Origin of the sequence: Aeromonas sp. s9 (assembly GCF_040907765.1) — a bacterium.
Lineage (GTDB): Bacteria > Pseudomonadota > Gammaproteobacteria > Enterobacterales > Aeromonadaceae > Aeromonas > Aeromonas caviae.
The window spans coordinates 127,810-142,591 of sequence record NZ_JBFOCK010000072.1; the positions used below are offsets into that span (position 1 = coordinate 127,810).

General features: G+C 63.2%; 22 protein-coding genes. All 22 read right to left on the minus strand.

Features of this window, described 5'->3' with window-relative positions:
- Position 1: 1 nt before the first annotated feature.
- Positions 2 to 3,010 carry a phage tail tape measure protein gene (locus tag AB5Y54_RS15280; protein WP_368153964.1) on the minus strand — a complete coding sequence of 1,003 codons (3,009 nt, stop codon included), beginning with the start codon at positions 3,008 to 3,010 and terminating at the stop codon, positions 2 to 4.
- On the minus strand, positions 3,007 to 3,138 hold the full coding sequence (locus tag AB5Y54_RS15285; protein WP_368153965.1) for a GpE family phage tail protein: 132 nt from the start codon (positions 3,136 to 3,138) through the stop codon (positions 3,007 to 3,009). The genes AB5Y54_RS15280 and AB5Y54_RS15285 overlap by 4 nt, the downstream gene beginning before the upstream one ends.
- An 8-nt stretch (positions 3,139 to 3,146) precedes the next feature.
- The gene (locus AB5Y54_RS15290; protein ID WP_368153967.1) at positions 3,147 to 3,431 is read right to left on the minus strand and encodes a phage tail assembly protein; all 285 of its coding nucleotides are present in this window, start codon (positions 3,429 to 3,431) and stop codon (positions 3,147 to 3,149) included.
- A gap of 77 nt (positions 3,432 to 3,508) precedes the next feature.
- The gene (locus AB5Y54_RS15295; protein WP_128313105.1) at positions 3,509 to 4,024 is read right to left on the minus strand and encodes a phage major tail tube protein; all 516 of its coding nucleotides are present in this window, start codon (positions 4,022 to 4,024) and stop codon (positions 3,509 to 3,511) included.
- 9 nt (positions 4,025 to 4,033) lie between these two features.
- Positions 4,034 to 5,206 (minus strand): phage tail sheath protein, encoded by a 1,173-nt coding sequence (locus AB5Y54_RS15300; protein WP_368154004.1) that lies wholly within the window; start codon positions 5,204 to 5,206, stop codon positions 4,034 to 4,036.
- 79 nt (positions 5,207 to 5,285) lie between these two features.
- Positions 5,286 to 5,759 carry a hypothetical protein gene (locus tag AB5Y54_RS15305; RefSeq protein WP_368153968.1) on the minus strand — a complete coding sequence of 158 codons (474 nt, stop codon included), beginning with the start codon at positions 5,757 to 5,759 and terminating at the stop codon, positions 5,286 to 5,288.
- Between the two features lie 52 nt (positions 5,760 to 5,811).
- Positions 5,812 to 6,915, minus strand: coding sequence for a hypothetical protein (locus AB5Y54_RS15310; protein WP_368153969.1), 1,104 nt, complete (start codon positions 6,913 to 6,915; stop codon positions 5,812 to 5,814).
- Between the two features lie 10 nt (positions 6,916 to 6,925).
- Positions 6,926 to 7,231, minus strand: a complete 306-nt coding sequence (locus AB5Y54_RS15315; RefSeq protein ID WP_182787818.1) for a hypothetical protein — start codon at positions 7,229 to 7,231, stop codon at positions 6,926 to 6,928.
- Between the two features lie 2 nt (positions 7,232 to 7,233).
- Positions 7,234 to 8,127, minus strand: coding sequence for a hypothetical protein (locus tag AB5Y54_RS15320; protein ID WP_368153971.1), 894 nt, complete (start codon positions 8,125 to 8,127; stop codon positions 7,234 to 7,236).
- A gap of 9 nt (positions 8,128 to 8,136) precedes the next feature.
- Positions 8,137 to 8,574: a hypothetical protein gene (locus AB5Y54_RS15325; RefSeq protein ID WP_368153972.1), complete on the minus strand. Its 438-nt coding sequence runs from the start codon at positions 8,572 to 8,574 to the stop codon at positions 8,137 to 8,139.
- The gene (locus AB5Y54_RS15330) at positions 8,571 to 9,575 is read right to left on the minus strand and encodes a phage tail protein I (RefSeq protein WP_368153973.1); all 1,005 of its coding nucleotides are present in this window, start codon (positions 9,573 to 9,575) and stop codon (positions 8,571 to 8,573) included. The genes AB5Y54_RS15325 and AB5Y54_RS15330 overlap by 4 nt, the downstream gene beginning before the upstream one ends.
- Positions 9,568 to 10,410 (minus strand): baseplate J/gp47 family protein, encoded by an 843-nt coding sequence (locus tag AB5Y54_RS15335; protein WP_368153974.1) that lies wholly within the window; start codon positions 10,408 to 10,410, stop codon positions 9,568 to 9,570. The genes AB5Y54_RS15330 and AB5Y54_RS15335 overlap by 8 nt, the downstream gene beginning before the upstream one ends.
- Positions 10,407 to 10,766 carry a GPW/gp25 family protein gene (locus AB5Y54_RS15340; protein WP_368153975.1) on the minus strand — a complete coding sequence of 120 codons (360 nt, stop codon included), beginning with the start codon at positions 10,764 to 10,766 and terminating at the stop codon, positions 10,407 to 10,409. The genes AB5Y54_RS15335 and AB5Y54_RS15340 overlap by 4 nt, the downstream gene beginning before the upstream one ends.
- Entirely contained in the window at positions 10,763 to 11,335 is a 573-nt protein-coding gene (locus AB5Y54_RS15345) for a phage baseplate assembly protein V (protein WP_368153976.1), read from the minus strand. The genes AB5Y54_RS15340 and AB5Y54_RS15345 overlap by 4 nt, the downstream gene beginning before the upstream one ends.
- Positions 11,336 to 11,413: 78 nt before the next feature.
- Positions 11,414 to 11,872 carry a phage virion morphogenesis protein gene (locus AB5Y54_RS15350; protein ID WP_336592263.1) on the minus strand — a complete coding sequence of 153 codons (459 nt, stop codon included), beginning with the start codon at positions 11,870 to 11,872 and terminating at the stop codon, positions 11,414 to 11,416.
- A complete protein-coding gene (locus AB5Y54_RS15355) occupies positions 11,854 to 12,324 on the minus strand; it encodes a phage tail protein (protein WP_319887655.1) in 471 nt (156 codons plus the stop codon). Before AB5Y54_RS15355 ends, AB5Y54_RS15350 begins: the two co-directional genes overlap by 19 nt.
- On the minus strand, positions 12,299 to 12,541 hold the full coding sequence (gene lysC, locus AB5Y54_RS15360; RefSeq protein ID WP_368153977.1) for an Rz1-like lysis system protein LysC: 243 nt from the start codon (positions 12,539 to 12,541) through the stop codon (positions 12,299 to 12,301). The genes AB5Y54_RS15355 and lysC overlap by 26 nt, the downstream gene beginning before the upstream one ends.
- Positions 12,435 to 12,902, minus strand: coding sequence for an Rz-like lysis system protein LysB (lysB, locus tag AB5Y54_RS15365; protein ID WP_368153978.1), 468 nt, complete (start codon positions 12,900 to 12,902; stop codon positions 12,435 to 12,437). The genes lysC and lysB overlap by 107 nt, the downstream gene beginning before the upstream one ends.
- Before the next feature lie 144 nt (positions 12,903 to 13,046).
- Complete coding sequence (locus AB5Y54_RS15370; protein WP_368153980.1) at positions 13,047 to 13,871, minus strand: N-acetylmuramidase domain-containing protein; 825 nt, start codon at positions 13,869 to 13,871, stop codon at positions 13,047 to 13,049.
- A complete protein-coding gene (locus AB5Y54_RS15375; protein WP_368153982.1) occupies positions 13,868 to 14,176 on the minus strand; it encodes a phage holin family protein in 309 nt (102 codons plus the stop codon). The genes AB5Y54_RS15370 and AB5Y54_RS15375 overlap by 4 nt, the downstream gene beginning before the upstream one ends.
- A gap of 1 nt (position 14,177) precedes the next feature.
- A complete protein-coding gene (locus tag AB5Y54_RS15380; RefSeq protein ID WP_041214915.1) occupies positions 14,178 to 14,540 on the minus strand; it encodes a putative holin in 363 nt (120 codons plus the stop codon).
- A 9-nt stretch (positions 14,541 to 14,549) separates the two neighbouring features.
- Positions 14,550 to 14,780: a TraR/DksA C4-type zinc finger protein gene (locus AB5Y54_RS15385; RefSeq protein ID WP_319858997.1), complete on the minus strand. Its 231-nt coding sequence runs from the start codon at positions 14,778 to 14,780 to the stop codon at positions 14,550 to 14,552.
- Positions 14,781 to 14,782 lie beyond the last annotated feature (2 nt).

The window sequence follows — 14,782 nt, forward strand, 5'->3', positions numbered from 1 at the left end:
CTTAGTTGCGGTCGGTCAGGGAGGCGCGGCCATTGGCAGCGGCCTGCCGTTCGCGTCTGTCCAGTTCGCGGCGCACCTCTTGCGCCACATCCGCGCCGGATTGCCCCGGTTGCTGGACGATGTGGATAGGGGCGTGGATCTGGGTGGTGCTGTTGCCTCTTGTCGGTGCCAGCTTTGGCGTCTCTACTATGCGCGGGCCAGACCTGTTGAATGCATCTGCTGACTGGCGTAGCGCGGCAGGCACAATCTGCTCGCGGATGGTGCGGGCGGTGTCGGCTGGCTGGCGCAGCGCGGCAGGCATGACCTGCTCGCGGATGGTGCGGGCGACCTCGGCTGGCTGGCGCAGCGCGGCAGGCACGACCTGCTCGCGGATGGTGCGGGCGACCTCGGCTGGCTGGCGCAGCGCGGCAGGCACGACCTGCTCGCGGATGGTACTGGCGGTGTCGGCCGGCTGGCGCAGCGCGGCAGGCATGACCTGCTCGCGGATGGTGCGGGCGGTGTCGGCTGGCTGGCGCAGCGCGGCAGGCACGACCTGCTCGCGGATGGTGCGGGCGACCTCGGCTGGCTGGCGTAGCGCGGCAGGCATGACCTGCTCACGGATGGTTCTGGCGGTGTCGGCCGGCTGGCGCAGCGCGGCAGGCATGACCTGCTCTCGGATGGTGCGGACGGTGTCCAGTTGCGGCTGCATAGCAGCCAGTGGCATGCTTGCCAGCATGGCCGCTGACGCCATGGCTGCGGTATGACGACGGCTGATGACCCTGGCGGGCCCTTCAACCACTTCTGGCCCGTTCTCCCCCGCAATGCCCCATTTACCTGCCGGTATCAGGCCGCCTTTATCGTAGAAGCCTGCGAATCTTCCCTCTTTTTTATCCAGTGCTGCCGGGGCAGTTGACGCATGCTGAACGGCAACCTCCATTGACGAACCGCCTTTCATCCAGTCCGGTAGCAGGTCTGTGATGCCTTTTATCTTGGCTTTCAGGCTCTCCCACTTGGCGCTGATGCCATCAACCAGTGAACTGATTAGCGCCTTCCCCATCTCCAGCGCCTTGGCTGGTAATGTGCCGATATAGTCCCAGAATTCCATGGTGGCAGTCTTGCAGGTTTCCCAGACGGCTTTAAATTTCGGCCCCAGCTCATCCCAGTTTTTGTAGACGTAGTAAACCGCATAGGCGAGGGCTGCCAGCAGCCCGATAATCCAGCCGATCGGGGTGGTGAGCATGGTAATGCCGAGCCTGACCATGCCCATGGTCAGTGCCTTGATGAAGGTCAGCAGCGGGCTTCCATAGACCAGCAGCATCGACATCCCCATCTTGATGGCCGCCAGCGGGCCCAGCAGGCCAGCCACGACAAGTAGCAGTGAACCGCCAGCGGCGGCGGCCACGGCTGTCACGGCCGCGATGCGGGTCAGGGTGGACGTGAGTTCAGGGTTGGCCCGCATCCAGTTGCCGGTGACCTGGATAATCTCGGTGATGCGCTGGATGATCCCGCGCATCGGGCCGTTCTCGGTCTCCATCATCTGGATGCCCACGTCATCCCACGCGGAGGTGAGGTTATCCAGATCACCGATGGCGTTATCAGCCATGACCTTGGCGACCTTGCCCGCCTCGCCCTGGGATTGCTTCAAGGTGGCGATGAGCTCCTGCAGCTTGCCGGATCCCGCCTGTTCGGTCAGTACGGCCAGGGCGGCGAAGGCTTCCTCACCGGCGATGGCCTTGAAGTAGCCCGAGCGGGTGGTGTCCCCCATCTTGCTGGTCTTCTTGTAGAGCTCGTCGAGAATATCGGGTAGGGCACGCAGGTTACCGGCGGCATCGGCGGTCTTCACGTTCAGATCGGCGAGCGCGTCGTGTGCGGCCTTGGGGGGCGCCGCGAGGCGGCCTAGAATTGCGCGCATGGCGGTACCGCCCATGCTGCCCTGGATACCGGCATCCCCCAGCTTGCCCGCCATGGCGGAGGCAGTTTCAAGATCCACGCCAAGGCCCGCCGCTACCGGGCCCACGTACTTCATGGTTTCCCCCAGCATCTGCAAGTCGACGTTGGCGCGGGTGAAGGTGCCGACCATCACATCCCCGAGTCGGGTCATCTGGTTTGCCGGCAGCTTGAAGCCGGTCAGGATGTTGGAGCCGATATCCGCTGCGGCGGCAATTTCGACGCCCCCGGCCTTGGCGATGTCGAGCACCCCAGGCATGGCGTCACGGATCGCCTTGGGTGTAAAGCCAGCCATGGCGAGGAAGCCCTGGCCCTGCGCCGCTTCGCCCGCCGTGAAGGCGGTATTGGCGCCGAGCTCCCGGGCCTGAGCCCGCAAGGCGGCCAGTTCGCTGCTGCCTTTGTCCAGCCTGGTGATCGCCTGCACCTTGGACATGTCGACATCAAAGCCCATGGCCTTGCTGGCGATGTTGGTGCCCTTGTAGATGGCCGCAGCACCGGTTGCCATGCCTGCGGCGCCATAGCCCGCCATGGTGCCGCGCATGGACATGGTCTTGTCATAGTTCGCCTTGACCTGGTTGAGGCGCTTTTGCTGGTCGGCCAGTTGGCCCAGCTTGGCGCGCTGCTGGTCGAGCTGGGTATTAGCGGAAGCCAGATCGGTCTTGAGGCGGCGCTGGTGTTCGCCGAGCTGCTTGGTGTTGATGCCTGCCTCGCCCAGGGCCCGTTTCAGGCTGCCGTGACGGGCGACCATTTCCCGCTCCTGTTGGGAGAGGTCGCGCACCTTCTGTTTGGCCTGCTCCATGGCGCGGGTCATGGCCTTGGTTGGTTGCTCGACCTTGGCAAGTTGCTGGGCCATCTGCTGGGCATCGCGTTGGGCTGCTGTGAGCTGGGCGCGGGTAGCGCCAATTTGGCTTCCCAGGGTGCGATAGCCGTCAATCTGGCCACTCTGGGTCTCGAGCTCCTTGATGCGCTTTTTCGTCTCGGCGAGGTCTTTGGCCGTGGTTCTGCTCTGGCCGCTGGCGGCCTTGAGGGGGGCGGTGAGCTTGTCGACCGCCCCGAGGAGGATTTGCAGTTTGAGAGGGTTCATTGTTCGTCTGCCCCGTTGATGCGGTTGTGGGTTTCAACGAGGCGTTGGTGCCAGCCCATCAGCTCGCTGATGTCCATGGCCGCCATCTCGGAGGGCGGCCAGTGGGCGATGATGGCGATGTCGGCCATCAGGTCATCTACGCAGCCAGGTAGCTCATTTTCTTCGGCATCAAAAAACTGGCCACCTCGCTACCCAGTTGCAGCAGGTCAGCCGGGTCCATGTTGCCAATTTCGAGCTCGGTCAGGATCGGGGTGGTGATGCGGGGCAGCAGTTTGGTGAGGGCGTTGACGTCCATCTGCAGCACATCGGCCATGTTGAGTCCGCGCATTTCGCCCGCCTTGGGCTTGCGCAGTTGGACCTCGATGATGGTGGTGTCGCCGCGTTGGATGGCTTGGTCGAGAGTCACTGTCTTGTGTTCCATGGTGTTGCGTCCTGGTGATGTGGTGAGGGCGGCACTTTCTGTTGGGATAAGGGCCGCCCGTTGGGTTGTTGGGTGGATTAGAGGCCGATGGCTTTGCGGTGTTCGGCCATCAGGTCTACGCCGTCGACCTTCCAGATCATGTTGAGCAGGTCGATTTCGCACAGCTCGACGCCGTTCATGGTCTCCTTGTAGTAGGTGTTGACCATGCTGATTTTGCTCTGGGAGTTGTCGCCGGTCTTGAGGGTGCCCCGGTCCAGCTCTTTGAAGCGGCCGCGCTGCACGATTTCGACGGCGACCACTTCGCCGGTGTCGTCACGCTGGAGGGAGCCGGCAAAGCGTAGGGCGACGCCGTCAATTTTGGCGAGCCCCATACGCTTGAGCAGATCGGCCTCCAGTCCGCCAAAGGTGAAGGAGGTGTCGAGGGCACCATCCTCCAGCCCCATGTGGATGTTGGCGGCGCCCATCATGCCGCCGCCGCGATAGGCTTCGAATTTCTGACTCAGCTTGGCCGGGGTGTAGTCTTCAGCGACGCCGATCCAGTTCTCACCATCTTGAAAAATGTTGAGGTGTTTGAGTTTGCGTGGCAGTGCCATGGTGGCTCCTTATGCGGCGGCCGCGACGCGGGCGCCGAAGTCGATGAGGTAGGTGTCGGTGATGCGCTGGATGAAGCCGAGGTCTTCGAGCGGCGGCACCGGGGTGTAGTTGTAATCGATGCGCAGCTTGCCGGCCTTGAGGGTGTCTTTGTCGTTGAGCTCCTCGTTGTACCAACAGTCAAAGCCGAGCAGGTAACCGCCCGCCACCAGTTCGCGGCCCTTGGCCTTGATGCCCTCGACGATGTCCTTTACCAGAGTTGGGGTGAGCGGCTTGTCGTTGGCCCACATGTGCGCCTCTGCCATGGTGTCGGCCAGGATCTGGGCGGTGCGGGTGTAGTTCTCGAAGGCGAACAGCGGGTCATCGGAACAGGTGCGATTGCCCCAGTAGCGGAAGCCGTCCGCCCGGATGAGGGCAGTGATTTCGTTGGCGTTGAGCAGGCCGACCTCGGTGTCGGGGTCTTGCAGATCCCAGAACAGGGTCTTGGTCATGCCGTCGACCCCGGTCACGCCGACGTTCGACAGGGTCTTGTGCCAGCCAATTTCCTTGTCGATGAATGCCCGCATAGCGGCAGCCTTGAGGCAGGCATCGAGCTTGATGCTGGCATTGGCGGCGGTGTCCCAGGCGGTCCAGTCGCCGTGGATCGGCATCAGTTCGCGGCTGGAGAAGTTCTCGCGGTAGGCGAGCGCCGCCTCGACGGTGTCGGCAATGGTCGGCACATAGGCGAAGGCGCGCAGCTTCTTGGCTGCGCCCGCCAGGGCGGTGGCTACGGCTAAGGTGCAGTTGTCCGGCACGCAGAGGATGCGCGGCTTGACGCCCGTGACCGGGGCGGCCCGCTCCAGCGCCTTGAGGCCGGTATAGCTGCCATCCGGCAGGATGGTGCCGATGATGTTGCTGGTCAGCTCGGCGGCGTCGGCGCCATCGGCCACGCGCACGGCGATGACGATGGTGTTGACGGTGTCATAGATGGTTTGCAGCGAGCGCTTGAGGTTGCCGGTGCTGCCCGCCTTGGCGATGGCCGCCGGCAGGTTGGCAATCAGCACGGGTTTGTTGAGGGGGAAGTAAGCGGCATCCGCATCGCTGCCGGTGCAGATGATGCCGATCACCGCCGTGGCGACGGTGCTGATAGAGCGAGTGCCCTCGTTGACTTCCACGACGCGCACGCCGTGGTGAAATTGGTCCAGTGCCATAGGTTCTCCTGTTGTCCGGACGGAGCATTCTTTGCAATTTTTCGCATGGGTAATGCATGTGATGTGAGCAGGGTCAGGATGCAGGGGCGGGGGATGACAGGCGAGCGGCGGCCAGTGTGTGAGGGCCGTACACACTGGCGAAGCGGTGACAAGGCTCGCTAATCGCGACGCTCGGCACGATGGCCACCTCCCTCTCCTGGCGGCGCTGTTTTATAGCGCCCTGCATCCTTGCGCATGAAGACGTTCTGCGGGCGTGGGCCAGTATCGATATTGCTGCAGGCCAGTTGGCTCGGCGGATGGCGCGATTGAATTTGATCATTGAGTGCTTGCGGATAAATCGCCTGCCACGCCAAGTGCGATAGCCAACGAAGTTCACGCCACGACGAACGGGCGCGATGGTCCACTTTGAATAGGTCATGCCCAGCTCTCTGGCAATAAACTCCTCGATGGCTGCTTTGTGGCTTACAGCTTGCTCACGGCTCAGGTCGAACAGAATGAAGTCATCCACGTAGCGGCAATATTGGCGAACTTTTAGCGGGTTCGCCAATTGCGCCTCCTTATGTGCCCCGCTCTCGCGGGGCGTTGCAAAGTCACGGTGCTTACAGCACAAAGGCCGGGCGAGCCCCAAGGCTCGTGCCCCGAGTCGACCGAGCGTCGCTCAGGTTGAGCGCGAACACGCCAGCACTGGCGCCGTAGCTCCAGCTGCCGCCGGAGACGGCGAGGCGCTCACCGTAGTTGCGCAGGTAGATCAGGTCGCCACCCAAGTTTGCGGCCAGCGGGAAAAGAGAAAGCGCTTTTGCGATAGAGGGCACCACCAAGCCTGCTTTGGTGGTGATTGCCTCAAGCGGTCCTGATGTGTTGCCTGGGGCGTTCTCATCACTGCCGGCTTCGCCGTTGCGGTTACTGACTTCATTAGAGAGGACCGGGGAGCCGTGAGCTCCGGTGGTGCCTGCTGCGCTGGCGTCGTATTTCAAGGTGCCCGCAGTACCCGGTGCCACCAGTTCACCGGTGGCGGCAGAGATGGCTCGCCACGCGGATGATGCTTTTGCCTGGCTGTTCTTGCTATCTGCTGCGTTGTTGTTAGCCAGCACCTGGATTTCGCCGTCCATCAAGCGCAGGCCACCGCGCCATTCCCACACGTTGCCGCACAGGTCGGCGATACCGTTGGGGTTGTTGTTATGACGCCAACTGACCGGACCCGAGCCTGTAAGGGTCCGGGCCGATCCTGATGCATCGCCAGGGCTTTTCTTATCTGCGCGCCGACCCGTTTCGAAGGTGGCATCAGAGCTGCGGCCGTAGGCGGTATTGCCGCGCGGCACAAATCCGTTCTTCCAGCACCAGAGACTGACGGCGGCCTGTTCCGCGTGGGTCATCAGATGGTGACCCTGGCCGCATGCGGCGGCATAGTTCAGCGACTGATCGAAGTCGATGCCGGTCGCGCAGTCTACCCCCGGCAGTGACAGCAATTCGCCATCGCGTAGGCTGCCGGCATGCTGGCCGATAAACAGTTCGGATTTTTCAACACCGTTGACGATAAAGGCGGGGTGTGTGCCTGTGCCCAAGCTGGGATCGATATCCTGCAAATTAAAGCGCGGGATGATGTGCATGTAGGTCGGTTGGCCCTTGGCGGTGTAAAGCACTGTGACGGTGCCGCCGCTGGCGGCTTCTACTGCGGCGCGCAGGCTGTCTTTTACAAAAATCATGGTTGGCTCCTTATTTTGGCCAGAGGGTCAGGGTGACGGTGTCAGGGTTGAGAGGGAGCGGCTGGCTGGCGGCTGGCTGGTCTTCGTTCGGTTGTTCATTGGCGGCAGGCCACTGCTGCGGTGGGATCACCACGGTTGCCACGAAGGCGCCCGGGCCTGATGTGCTGATGCCGCTGTCGGTTTGATAGAGGCTGATGGTGGTCTGTTCCTGGCGTTGCTGCGCCTGACAGTCGACCGTCAGCCCGCCGATGGTAATGAGGTTGCCGCTGACGGCGATATCGTGGTGCGGGCCAGCGCCCAGCAGAAGAATTTGCATGGTCATACTCCGTTATTGGTGAGGCTGTATTTGACGATGACATCGTCGGCGTAGTGGGCCAGCGTCAGGCGGGCGCCATTGCTGGCCCGCTCGCTGACCAGCACATGGTGCGCGGCGGCATCGCCTGAGCTACTGACCATGTCGATGGCGAGCTGCCAGCCCAGATCACCGACCGGGAACGGGAATGGCCAGAGCACCAAGGCAGCGGGTGGGCTTGCCAGTATCAGCGGGTAATCTGGTTCGATACGGCGCACGTCGGTGAGGGTGACGTTGGCGAGGTACTGATCGCTGCCCGAGTTGTTGCCCGCTGGTACGCTGATGCGATATAGCGGAATTGCATCTGCCGGGGCATCGGCGCCGAGGTTGGACACATCCAGCTCTATGCCGTTGGCGGTGATGCGAGCAAAGGCGACGCAGGTGGCTGGTGCTGCGGTGTTGTTGCTGGGCACAGCGGCGCCGTTGATGCGCAGCGGCAGGAAGTAAACCCGACCGTTGGCGAACAGTTCACCTTCTTCAAAGGTGAGGTTGCGGGTGGCGGTGGTCGATTTGGTGACGGTGCAGCCACGGCGGGTGCCACGGTTGACGAAGCGAACCTTACCGGTCTGGTTGCGAAACTTCTTGGTTTTCTCAATTTCCGAGAAGGCAAGTGCAGCTTGTTCCATGCCGCGCACAATCTCTTGCCCCATCGTGGCCATCAGCTCTTGATCGGTGGTCTCTTCCAGATCATCGACGCGCTGGATCAGAGAATCCTGGCGCTTTTTCAGAAACTTGGTGCGGCTGCCCAGCTGTTTGGCCTGGACGTTGTCGACGCCGTCAGGGCCGCCCATCACGGGGTCGGTGGTTTCGAGTTGGTAGATGCCCTCTACCCACACTTCGCTCTCTTGCAGATTTGCCATGGTGGCTCCTTAAAAAATGATGGTCCACGACCCGGTGATGGATAGATCACTGGTTTTTTCAATCAGCCCGCGCACTTTGCGGGCGAATAGGGTTTCGTCCGCGCAGAGCAGCCCCAGCTCACGGATATTGAGGCCGTTGGCTTCGCTCTCGCCCAGGGTGAAGGCGAAGCGCACTTGCCCCTCTGCCGGAAAGGTGATGGCGGTGACTGCTTTGGTGTATGCACCGCTGATGGTTTGGTCGTTGGGCGTTGGGCTCACGCCATTGGTGCCAAAGGCAATGCGGTTGATGTTTTTGCCGCTGCCCTGGCCCGCAATCAGGCGCGCCAGCGCGCTTTTGGCGGCAGTCATGATCATGTTGTGATCGGTGATGGTTTGCGGCGGCTGCCCGGTACGGTGCAAGGTGATGGACAGTTCACCACGCAGGGCGATCTGTTCGGCGATATTCATGGTGTGACCTCGGTGGTGATGGATGGGCCGCTGCGGGTGATGCCCGGGTGATGGCGATGAGCGCCAGCGCGCAGCAGTTGGCCACTGTGGGTAGTGCAGCGGTGGTGCGCCCTGCCATTACGGCGCAAGGTGCGGGTAAAGGTGAGTGCCAGCAGGCCATCATCAGCCACTTGGCTCCCTGCGCCACGGTGCAGGCCGTAGCGGTGATGGGTGCCGGTGCGCAGCGGGGAGACCCGGCAGGTGTCTTGATGGCTGACGTCCATGGTCAGGCTGAGGGAATCCCACTGGTTGGCGCGGGTTTCACCGGTGATGAGGCCACCATTGCGGCGCTGGGCGCCAGCGCGGGTGATAGAACCCTGATGGCGCAATACGATGGCTTGATCGCGATTGATGGCGCCGTCACGGCGGCGACCCCACGGCAGCACTTCGCCGCTGGTGATGGCGGCCTGTTCGGTGACCCGTTCTACGGTGGTGATACGATCGCTGGTGTCATCGCTAAAGCGCAGGCCGACCAGTTGGCAGCGGGCGGGGGCGGTTTTTTCCAGGATGCGGCGCAAGCGGCGGTTGCCTGCCGCGCTGATGGTGCCGTGGTCGCCCACGTTGACGTTGGCGCGGTACATGGCCCAGCGACCGCCAGAGCCATAGAGTTCGTGGCCGTTGCGCAACTGCTGGCCGTTGTGCGTGACCGGCGGCAGCCCCTCTTCGAGCTCGATATTTTCATAGCCAGCGGTGCGAATGGCGCGCTCGACGCTGTCAACGGTACCGCGCAGGCGATGGATATGGATGGCATCAGCGCAGGCTTGGCGGCGCGCCTGCTCGGTCATCAGGTTGTCCCAGTTATCGACACCCAATCCCCATGCCAGCGGGCCGAGCAGATCGGCACGGCAGTGCCACGGGTTCCAGCTATGGCGATGCGGCAGCGGCTGATCCAGTCGCAGCTCTGCCAGTTGGTCGAGGGTGCGCGATAGCGCGGTCGCAGAGGGTGGCAGCAGGTTAGGCATAGGTCACCTCTTCGCGGATGTTGCTGACATAGGGGGCCGATTCGCGGTTGGTGGTGATGTCGGCGGTCGGGCTGCGCAGGATGACGTTGCTGATCCCGGCGTTTTTCAGGCTGGCGTAGATGTCTGCGATGGTGATGGTGCCGCCAATGATATTGGTGGTTGTGCAGTAGTCTGCCAGCCGCTGGCGGGCGACGTTCAGGCTGTGTTCGTCGTCAGGTAGACCCGGCAGGATGATTTGATAGTCGATAACCACTGGCACAATGTGCGCCGGGATAACGCTGACGGTGTCGTTTAGCGGGCGGATTGTTTTGTGGTTGAGTCTGGTCCGCACTTTGGCCAACAGCGCTGCCGATGGGGTGCCATTACCGGCACGGGCCAGCACGGCGACATTCACGACTCCCGCCCCACCGTTGTGGGCGTCGGCATCTTTGATGGCAGCCGGATCGGTGGCGATGGCGTGATAGCGGTATGAATCCTCAGGCCCCGCTGTGGATAGTGCACGCAGAGAGAGGGTGCAACGTGCACGCAACTGGTCATCCGTTTCACCTTCTGCTTTTTCAAGGTCAAAGAAGGCGGCGAGGTTAAGGAGATCATCCCCTTGTGCCCATGCCAGCATGCTGGCTTTCAGGGCGTCGTTGAGGCGGGCGCGCCATATCAGTTCGCGATATGACCAGGCTTGCAGCAGTACTGTCAGCGGTTCGGATTCGAGTTCGAGCGCAGGGGCGAGGTGCGGCCACTGGTTAATCACCCACGCTTTTTGCTCGGCAAAGATGGTTTCGAAGTCGAGTTCTTCCACCGCTTGCGGCGCCGGCAGGGCTGACATATTGATGGTCATGATGGGGTGCCTGTGGTGATTGGGATGCTGGCTGATTCAGGGGTGCCGCCGTCCTTGCGCTGCCAGGTGAGCTCGACGGTGAGGGCGCCATCCATGCCGCCGCCCAGCACATCGACCCGGGTGATGGTGATGCGGGGTTCCCAGTTGATGAGGGCCTGCACGGTGGCGGCCATCAGGCGCAGGCGGGTGGCCTGATGCTGTGGCTGGTCGATGAGGTAAAACAGCTCGCTGCCGTAGTCGCGGCGCATGACGCGGGATCCCACCGGGGTGATCAGGATGTCGCGCACCGACTGGATGATGTGGTCGGTGGCGCTGATGGCGCGCCCGCTCGCGGCGTTCATGCCGAGCCAGTTCATTGCGGGCCCCCGGAAGTGCCGCTGCCGGTGCTGACGTTGCCGTGATTGTGGGTGGTCACCTCGATGCCGCCAATCTTGGCACTGGGGGCGGTGATCTTGCCGCCCGCCTCGATGGTTGAACCGACCTTGAGCGCCTGGGTGCATTCCACCATGGGGGTAATGAGCTTGACGGTCACCGAGGCCGAGAGGGTGGCGCGCTTGATGCCGATCGCATTGAGCGCCCCGGTGGCCGGGTTGTACTCGATGACGGCGCCATCAGCGTATTCAGTGCGGTCGAGATCCGGATTGTCATCGCCTGCCAAGGGTTCTGGGAAGGCAGCGCAATTGATGGGGCCGACGATGTAGGCATTGCGCAAATCGCCGCTGACCGAGAGCATCAGCACCTGTTCGCCGATGGAGAGGCGATGGCGGGTGCGGTTCTTCCCGGCCCGCGCTGCTGCGTAGGGCCGCCAGTTGGTGATGAGGTCGCCGGTTTTGACGCGACATTCCCCTGATCGCACGGCGGTGACGGTGCCGATGCGGATCAGGTTGTCGATCAGGCGTTGGAGTTCGGTCGGGGTCGGTTGCATGGGGCCATTGTTTTGGGCAATGGCGAGTAAGGCGAGGGGCGGCCAGTGTGTACGACGCTGGCACACTGGCGGCGTTGGTTACAGCCCTTTGGTGAGGTGGGCGAGCAGGGTGGTTTCTAGCTGGTCCCGCTCTTGTTCTGTGATGCCGATCAGTTCCCGCGCCGGGTATGAGATCTCGCGGCCCTTGATGCGGTCTTTGAGGCCATGTTGGTGAATGGTGGCGAGCCGGTTGGCGGTGCCGACAAACTCGACCACGGCTTGATGTTCATTGGCGCGGGCCTTGAGCCAGGCGGGGTTGCTTATCTTGAAGAACATCTTGCGGCGCAGGCGCCCCCGATTTTTTTTCAGCTTGGGCTGAGGCTTGCGCGGGGCCATGGGGCTGCCATCTGGCTGGCGGTTGGCGCGGATCCGCTGGGCCTGGCTGGCGCGCAAGGTGCGGGCTATCTCGCCCGCCAACTGACGGCGGGCGGCGGGTTCCATGCTGGCAAGCAGGCCATCGGCCCAATGGGTCAGGCGGTTCAGGTCGTCGGCGGCCATGGCTGATGCTCCCCGTTGATAAAGAGTTCCCAAGTGATGCCGTCATAGGGGTCTTCTGGCGGCTCTGGCAGATGCTCCCAGCCAATCCCCTGTTCGTTCTGCCACACCTTGACCCGCTCGGTCAGCTTGACGGTGATGATGAGGTCCATCAGGTCATTGGCGAGGTATTCCGCCTCGAAGGTGATGCCCTCTTTGCGCTGCTCGTCGTTGGTCATCAGCTCGGGCTGGTGTTGGCGCAGCCAGGCCAGCAGCGGCACCATGATCTGGTCCGGGTGGCCGGCAAAGTCCTCGATGCCGATGGTGAGGGGGTATTGCCACTCGAACGAGAGCGAGCGGGCGCCGGTGCTTTCGACATTGCCCGGGGCGATGAAGATGTGCAGCTTGTCGGGGTTGGTCTTGAGGTGGGGCACGCAGCGGGTCAGTACCTCACGGATCTGTTTTGGCTTTTCCATTTTCCCTCCTGTACTGGTGGCGTTGCTGGCAGGCGATGAGGCTGTCTACTTGGGCGGCGCAGGCGGCCCAGGCGGCCTCGGTCTGGGTCAGTTGGTCGAGCAGGTCGCCGTTATTGACCGGGCTGGCTGCCGGCAGTTGGCAGGGCGCCGGGGCTGGACAGGTGAGCCTGATAATCTGCGGCGCCGGTGAGGGTGGGGCGCTGGAGCAGCCTGACAACAGGATCAGGCAGAGGGCGATCAGCCCACTCCTTGAGTTCAGCATTTTCACGTTTGAGCCTCTTGATGGTGTCGGCCCGGGTGGCGGCCGTGATGGTCAGATCGCCAAGCTGGCGTTGCAGCGTGGCGGCGGCGTTTGCCTGGGCGTCCAGCTCGCCGGTGAGGGTATCGATGACCCCGTCTTTGAGTTTCTCCCGCTGCTCGGCCTCTTTGGCCTTGTCGTTGGCGGCCTTGAGGTCGCTTTGCAGGGTGGAGACTTGGCCCTCAGCCTTGGCGGCAGAACGGGCCGACCAGCCCCAGCCAGCCAAGGCGATGGCTAGTGCCAGCAGCAACCAGGTAAGGGGGGAGCGTACTAATGCCATTACGGTTTCCTCGGTGGTGGGGTGGGCTGCGGATTATTCTGGTTACATCCTCTGAACGGGCAGACCACGCAGCCACCAAGCCAGCGCAATTCCAGACACTTCGCATCCAGCTTGGTGCAGGTTTTCCCTACCAAGTGACCGCACTTAGGCCGAGGCATCTGCCACCTCCTTCACCGGATAGACCTTGGCAAAATGGTCGTATGCCTTGGCCAGCTTGGTGTCGTAGTCATTGTCCTTGTAGGCCGGGCCGTTGTAGCGGCGGGCGAAGTCGGCCCACTTGCGGCCCTGCAGGGCCTTGTGCATGGCGGGATCTTGCTGGATGAAGCGGCACAGGGCGGTGAGGTGGTCCACCTCGCTGCGCTGCATGGCGGTCTGCCAGTCGCTGGCCGAGGCAAAGCCCAGCGCCTGCCAGTGAAAGCCCATGATCTGGAACATCCCCCAACTGGCCGACTCGATGGCGGCATCCCGGTGCAGGCTGATGGCGAGTTGCAGCCGCTCCCACTCGGCCGCCCCGCCCGCATAGCCGCCGCGCTTGGGGTTGACCAGGTTGGGGTAATGGGCGGCCATCTGGTCGGCGGCGGCCTTGCCCAGGTGCTGGGTGAGCTGCTTGTAGAACACATGCCGCTCGAACAGCACCACCGGGCGCATGTCGGTGGTGAACCCCTCGCCGATGCTCTCGACCTGGGCGACGGTGGCCATGGTGGCCAGCGGCATGCCCAGCAGGTCAGCGCCAGCCTGCATGTCGCCGATGCGTAACTGGTTGCCCCGCTCTCTGCCGAGCAGGGCGGCCATGGTGCGGGGTCCAGCCTGGCCGATGGCGGTGATCATATGGTCCCGCTGAAAGGCGAGCAGGGCGCGCTCGGTGGCATCGCCAAACCAGCCATCCGGATCGAGCGGATAACCGGCTTTGGCCAGGCGACGCTGCAGGTCGGCGACGGCGGCGCCGGTATCCCCTTTTTTCAGGCTCATGGTTGAAACCTCCCGTTCAGGTGGCTGGCGGTGGTCGGTTGCTGGCGACGGCGTGGCAGCAGGCGCATGACGGATCCGCGAGAGCCGATCAGGGCGGTGAGCAGTACGACGGCCAGCAGCACGGCGGCTGGATCTGGTGCTGGCATTACACCGAGCAGGGCGCGCAGCGGCACGGACCCGGCGGCGACGGTGATGACCCAAGCCAGCAGGGCAGGCAGGGGGCGGTAGTCGCCCCCGTTGCGGTTGAAGGTAGCCAGTCGCAGGGCGATGGCGGCGCAGATCATGGCGTAGAGGATGGTCAGCATGTCAGCCCCCTTTGCGGAGTTTGAGTAGGTCTTCCGGCGTTTTGCGCAGGATCCACTGCAACAGGTGGACGGCCAGCGCCGAGGCCAGCATTGCGCCTACAGCCCTGGGGACTTCGACACTGAGTGGCAGCACGCTGGCCAACATGGCGGCAACCAGCGGCGCCGCCAGTGCCCCCGCCACGAAGGCGGCAACGAACAGGCCCGCCTTGCGCAGGTTGCCCAGCTCGGCGGTGGTGGCGATGAACACCAGCGCCCCGGCGAATGCACCGAGCAGGACGCCGGGGTCAACGCCCGGGAAGAGGGACAGCAACGCCAAGGCGCTCAGGGTGCTGGTTGCTGCACTGGATGAAATGGGTTCTGGCATCGTGCTCTCCTATCGTTTGCCGCCGTAGTGGCGAGCGGTTTGAAATTCGTGGATGGTCTGGCACTCGGCGCAGCGTTCGCAGCCCCGGATCGCTTCACGGCGCGCCTGCGGGATAGTGTTTTCGCAGTCGATGCAGTAGTGCGGGCCGGTGCCACTGATGCGGGCGGCGTGGATGCGGGCAGCGAGTTGCTGCTCGCTGATGTCGGCCAATCGTTCGAGTTCGTCGTCGAGGCGGCTCATGG

What these genes read in the sequence shown, in the direction of transcription:
- AB5Y54_RS15280 (WP_368153964.1), bottom strand. Translation starts at nt 3,010, where the DNA reads ATGAACCCTCTCAAACTGCAAATCCTCCTCGGGGCGGTCGACAAGCTC.
- AB5Y54_RS15285 (WP_368153965.1), bottom strand. Translation starts at nt 3,138, where the DNA reads ATGGCCGACATCGCCATCATCGCCCACTGGCCGCCCTCCGAGATGGCG.
- AB5Y54_RS15290 (WP_368153967.1), bottom strand. Translation starts at nt 3,431, where the DNA reads ATGGAACACAAGACAGTGACTCTCGACCAAGCCATCCAACGCGGCGAC.
- AB5Y54_RS15295 (WP_128313105.1), bottom strand. Translation starts at nt 4,024, where the DNA reads ATGGCACTGCCACGCAAACTCAAACACCTCAACATTTTTCAAGATGGT.
- AB5Y54_RS15310 (WP_368153969.1), bottom strand. Translation starts at nt 6,915, where the DNA reads ATGATTTTTGTAAAAGACAGCCTGCGCGCCGCAGTAGAAGCCGCCAGC.
- AB5Y54_RS15315 (WP_182787818.1), bottom strand. Translation starts at nt 7,231, where the DNA reads ATGCAAATTCTTCTGCTGGGCGCTGGCCCGCACCACGATATCGCCGTC.
- AB5Y54_RS15320 (WP_368153971.1), bottom strand. Translation starts at nt 8,127, where the DNA reads ATGGCAAATCTGCAAGAGAGCGAAGTGTGGGTAGAGGGCATCTACCAA.
- AB5Y54_RS15325 (WP_368153972.1), bottom strand. Translation starts at nt 8,574, where the DNA reads ATGAATATCGCCGAACAGATCGCCCTGCGTGGTGAACTGTCCATCACC.
- AB5Y54_RS15330 (WP_368153973.1), bottom strand. Translation starts at nt 9,575, where the DNA reads ATGCCTAACCTGCTGCCACCCTCTGCGACCGCGCTATCGCGCACCCTC.
- AB5Y54_RS15335 (WP_368153974.1), bottom strand. Translation starts at nt 10,410, where the DNA reads ATGACCATCAATATGTCAGCCCTGCCGGCGCCGCAAGCGGTGGAAGAA.
- AB5Y54_RS15340 (WP_368153975.1), bottom strand. Translation starts at nt 10,766, where the DNA reads ATGAACTGGCTCGGCATGAACGCCGCGAGCGGGCGCGCCATCAGCGCC.
- AB5Y54_RS15345 (WP_368153976.1), bottom strand. Translation starts at nt 11,335, where the DNA reads ATGCAACCGACCCCGACCGAACTCCAACGCCTGATCGACAACCTGATC.
- AB5Y54_RS15350 (WP_336592263.1), bottom strand. Translation starts at nt 11,872, where the DNA reads ATGGCCGCCGACGACCTGAACCGCCTGACCCATTGGGCCGATGGCCTG.
- AB5Y54_RS15355 (WP_319887655.1), bottom strand. Translation starts at nt 12,324, where the DNA reads ATGGAAAAGCCAAAACAGATCCGTGAGGTACTGACCCGCTGCGTGCCC.
- lysB (WP_368153978.1), bottom strand. Translation starts at nt 12,902, where the DNA reads ATGGCATTAGTACGCTCCCCCCTTACCTGGTTGCTGCTGGCACTAGCC.
- AB5Y54_RS15370 (WP_368153980.1), bottom strand. Translation starts at nt 13,871, where the DNA reads ATGAGCCTGAAAAAAGGGGATACCGGCGCCGCCGTCGCCGACCTGCAG.
- AB5Y54_RS15375 (WP_368153982.1), bottom strand. Translation starts at nt 14,176, where the DNA reads ATGCTGACCATCCTCTACGCCATGATCTGCGCCGCCATCGCCCTGCGA.
- AB5Y54_RS15380 (WP_041214915.1), bottom strand. Translation starts at nt 14,540, where the DNA reads ATGCCAGAACCCATTTCATCCAGTGCAGCAACCAGCACCCTGAGCGCC.
- AB5Y54_RS15385 (WP_319858997.1), bottom strand. Translation starts at nt 14,780, where the DNA reads ATGAGCCGCCTCGACGACGAACTCGAACGATTGGCCGACATCAGCGAG.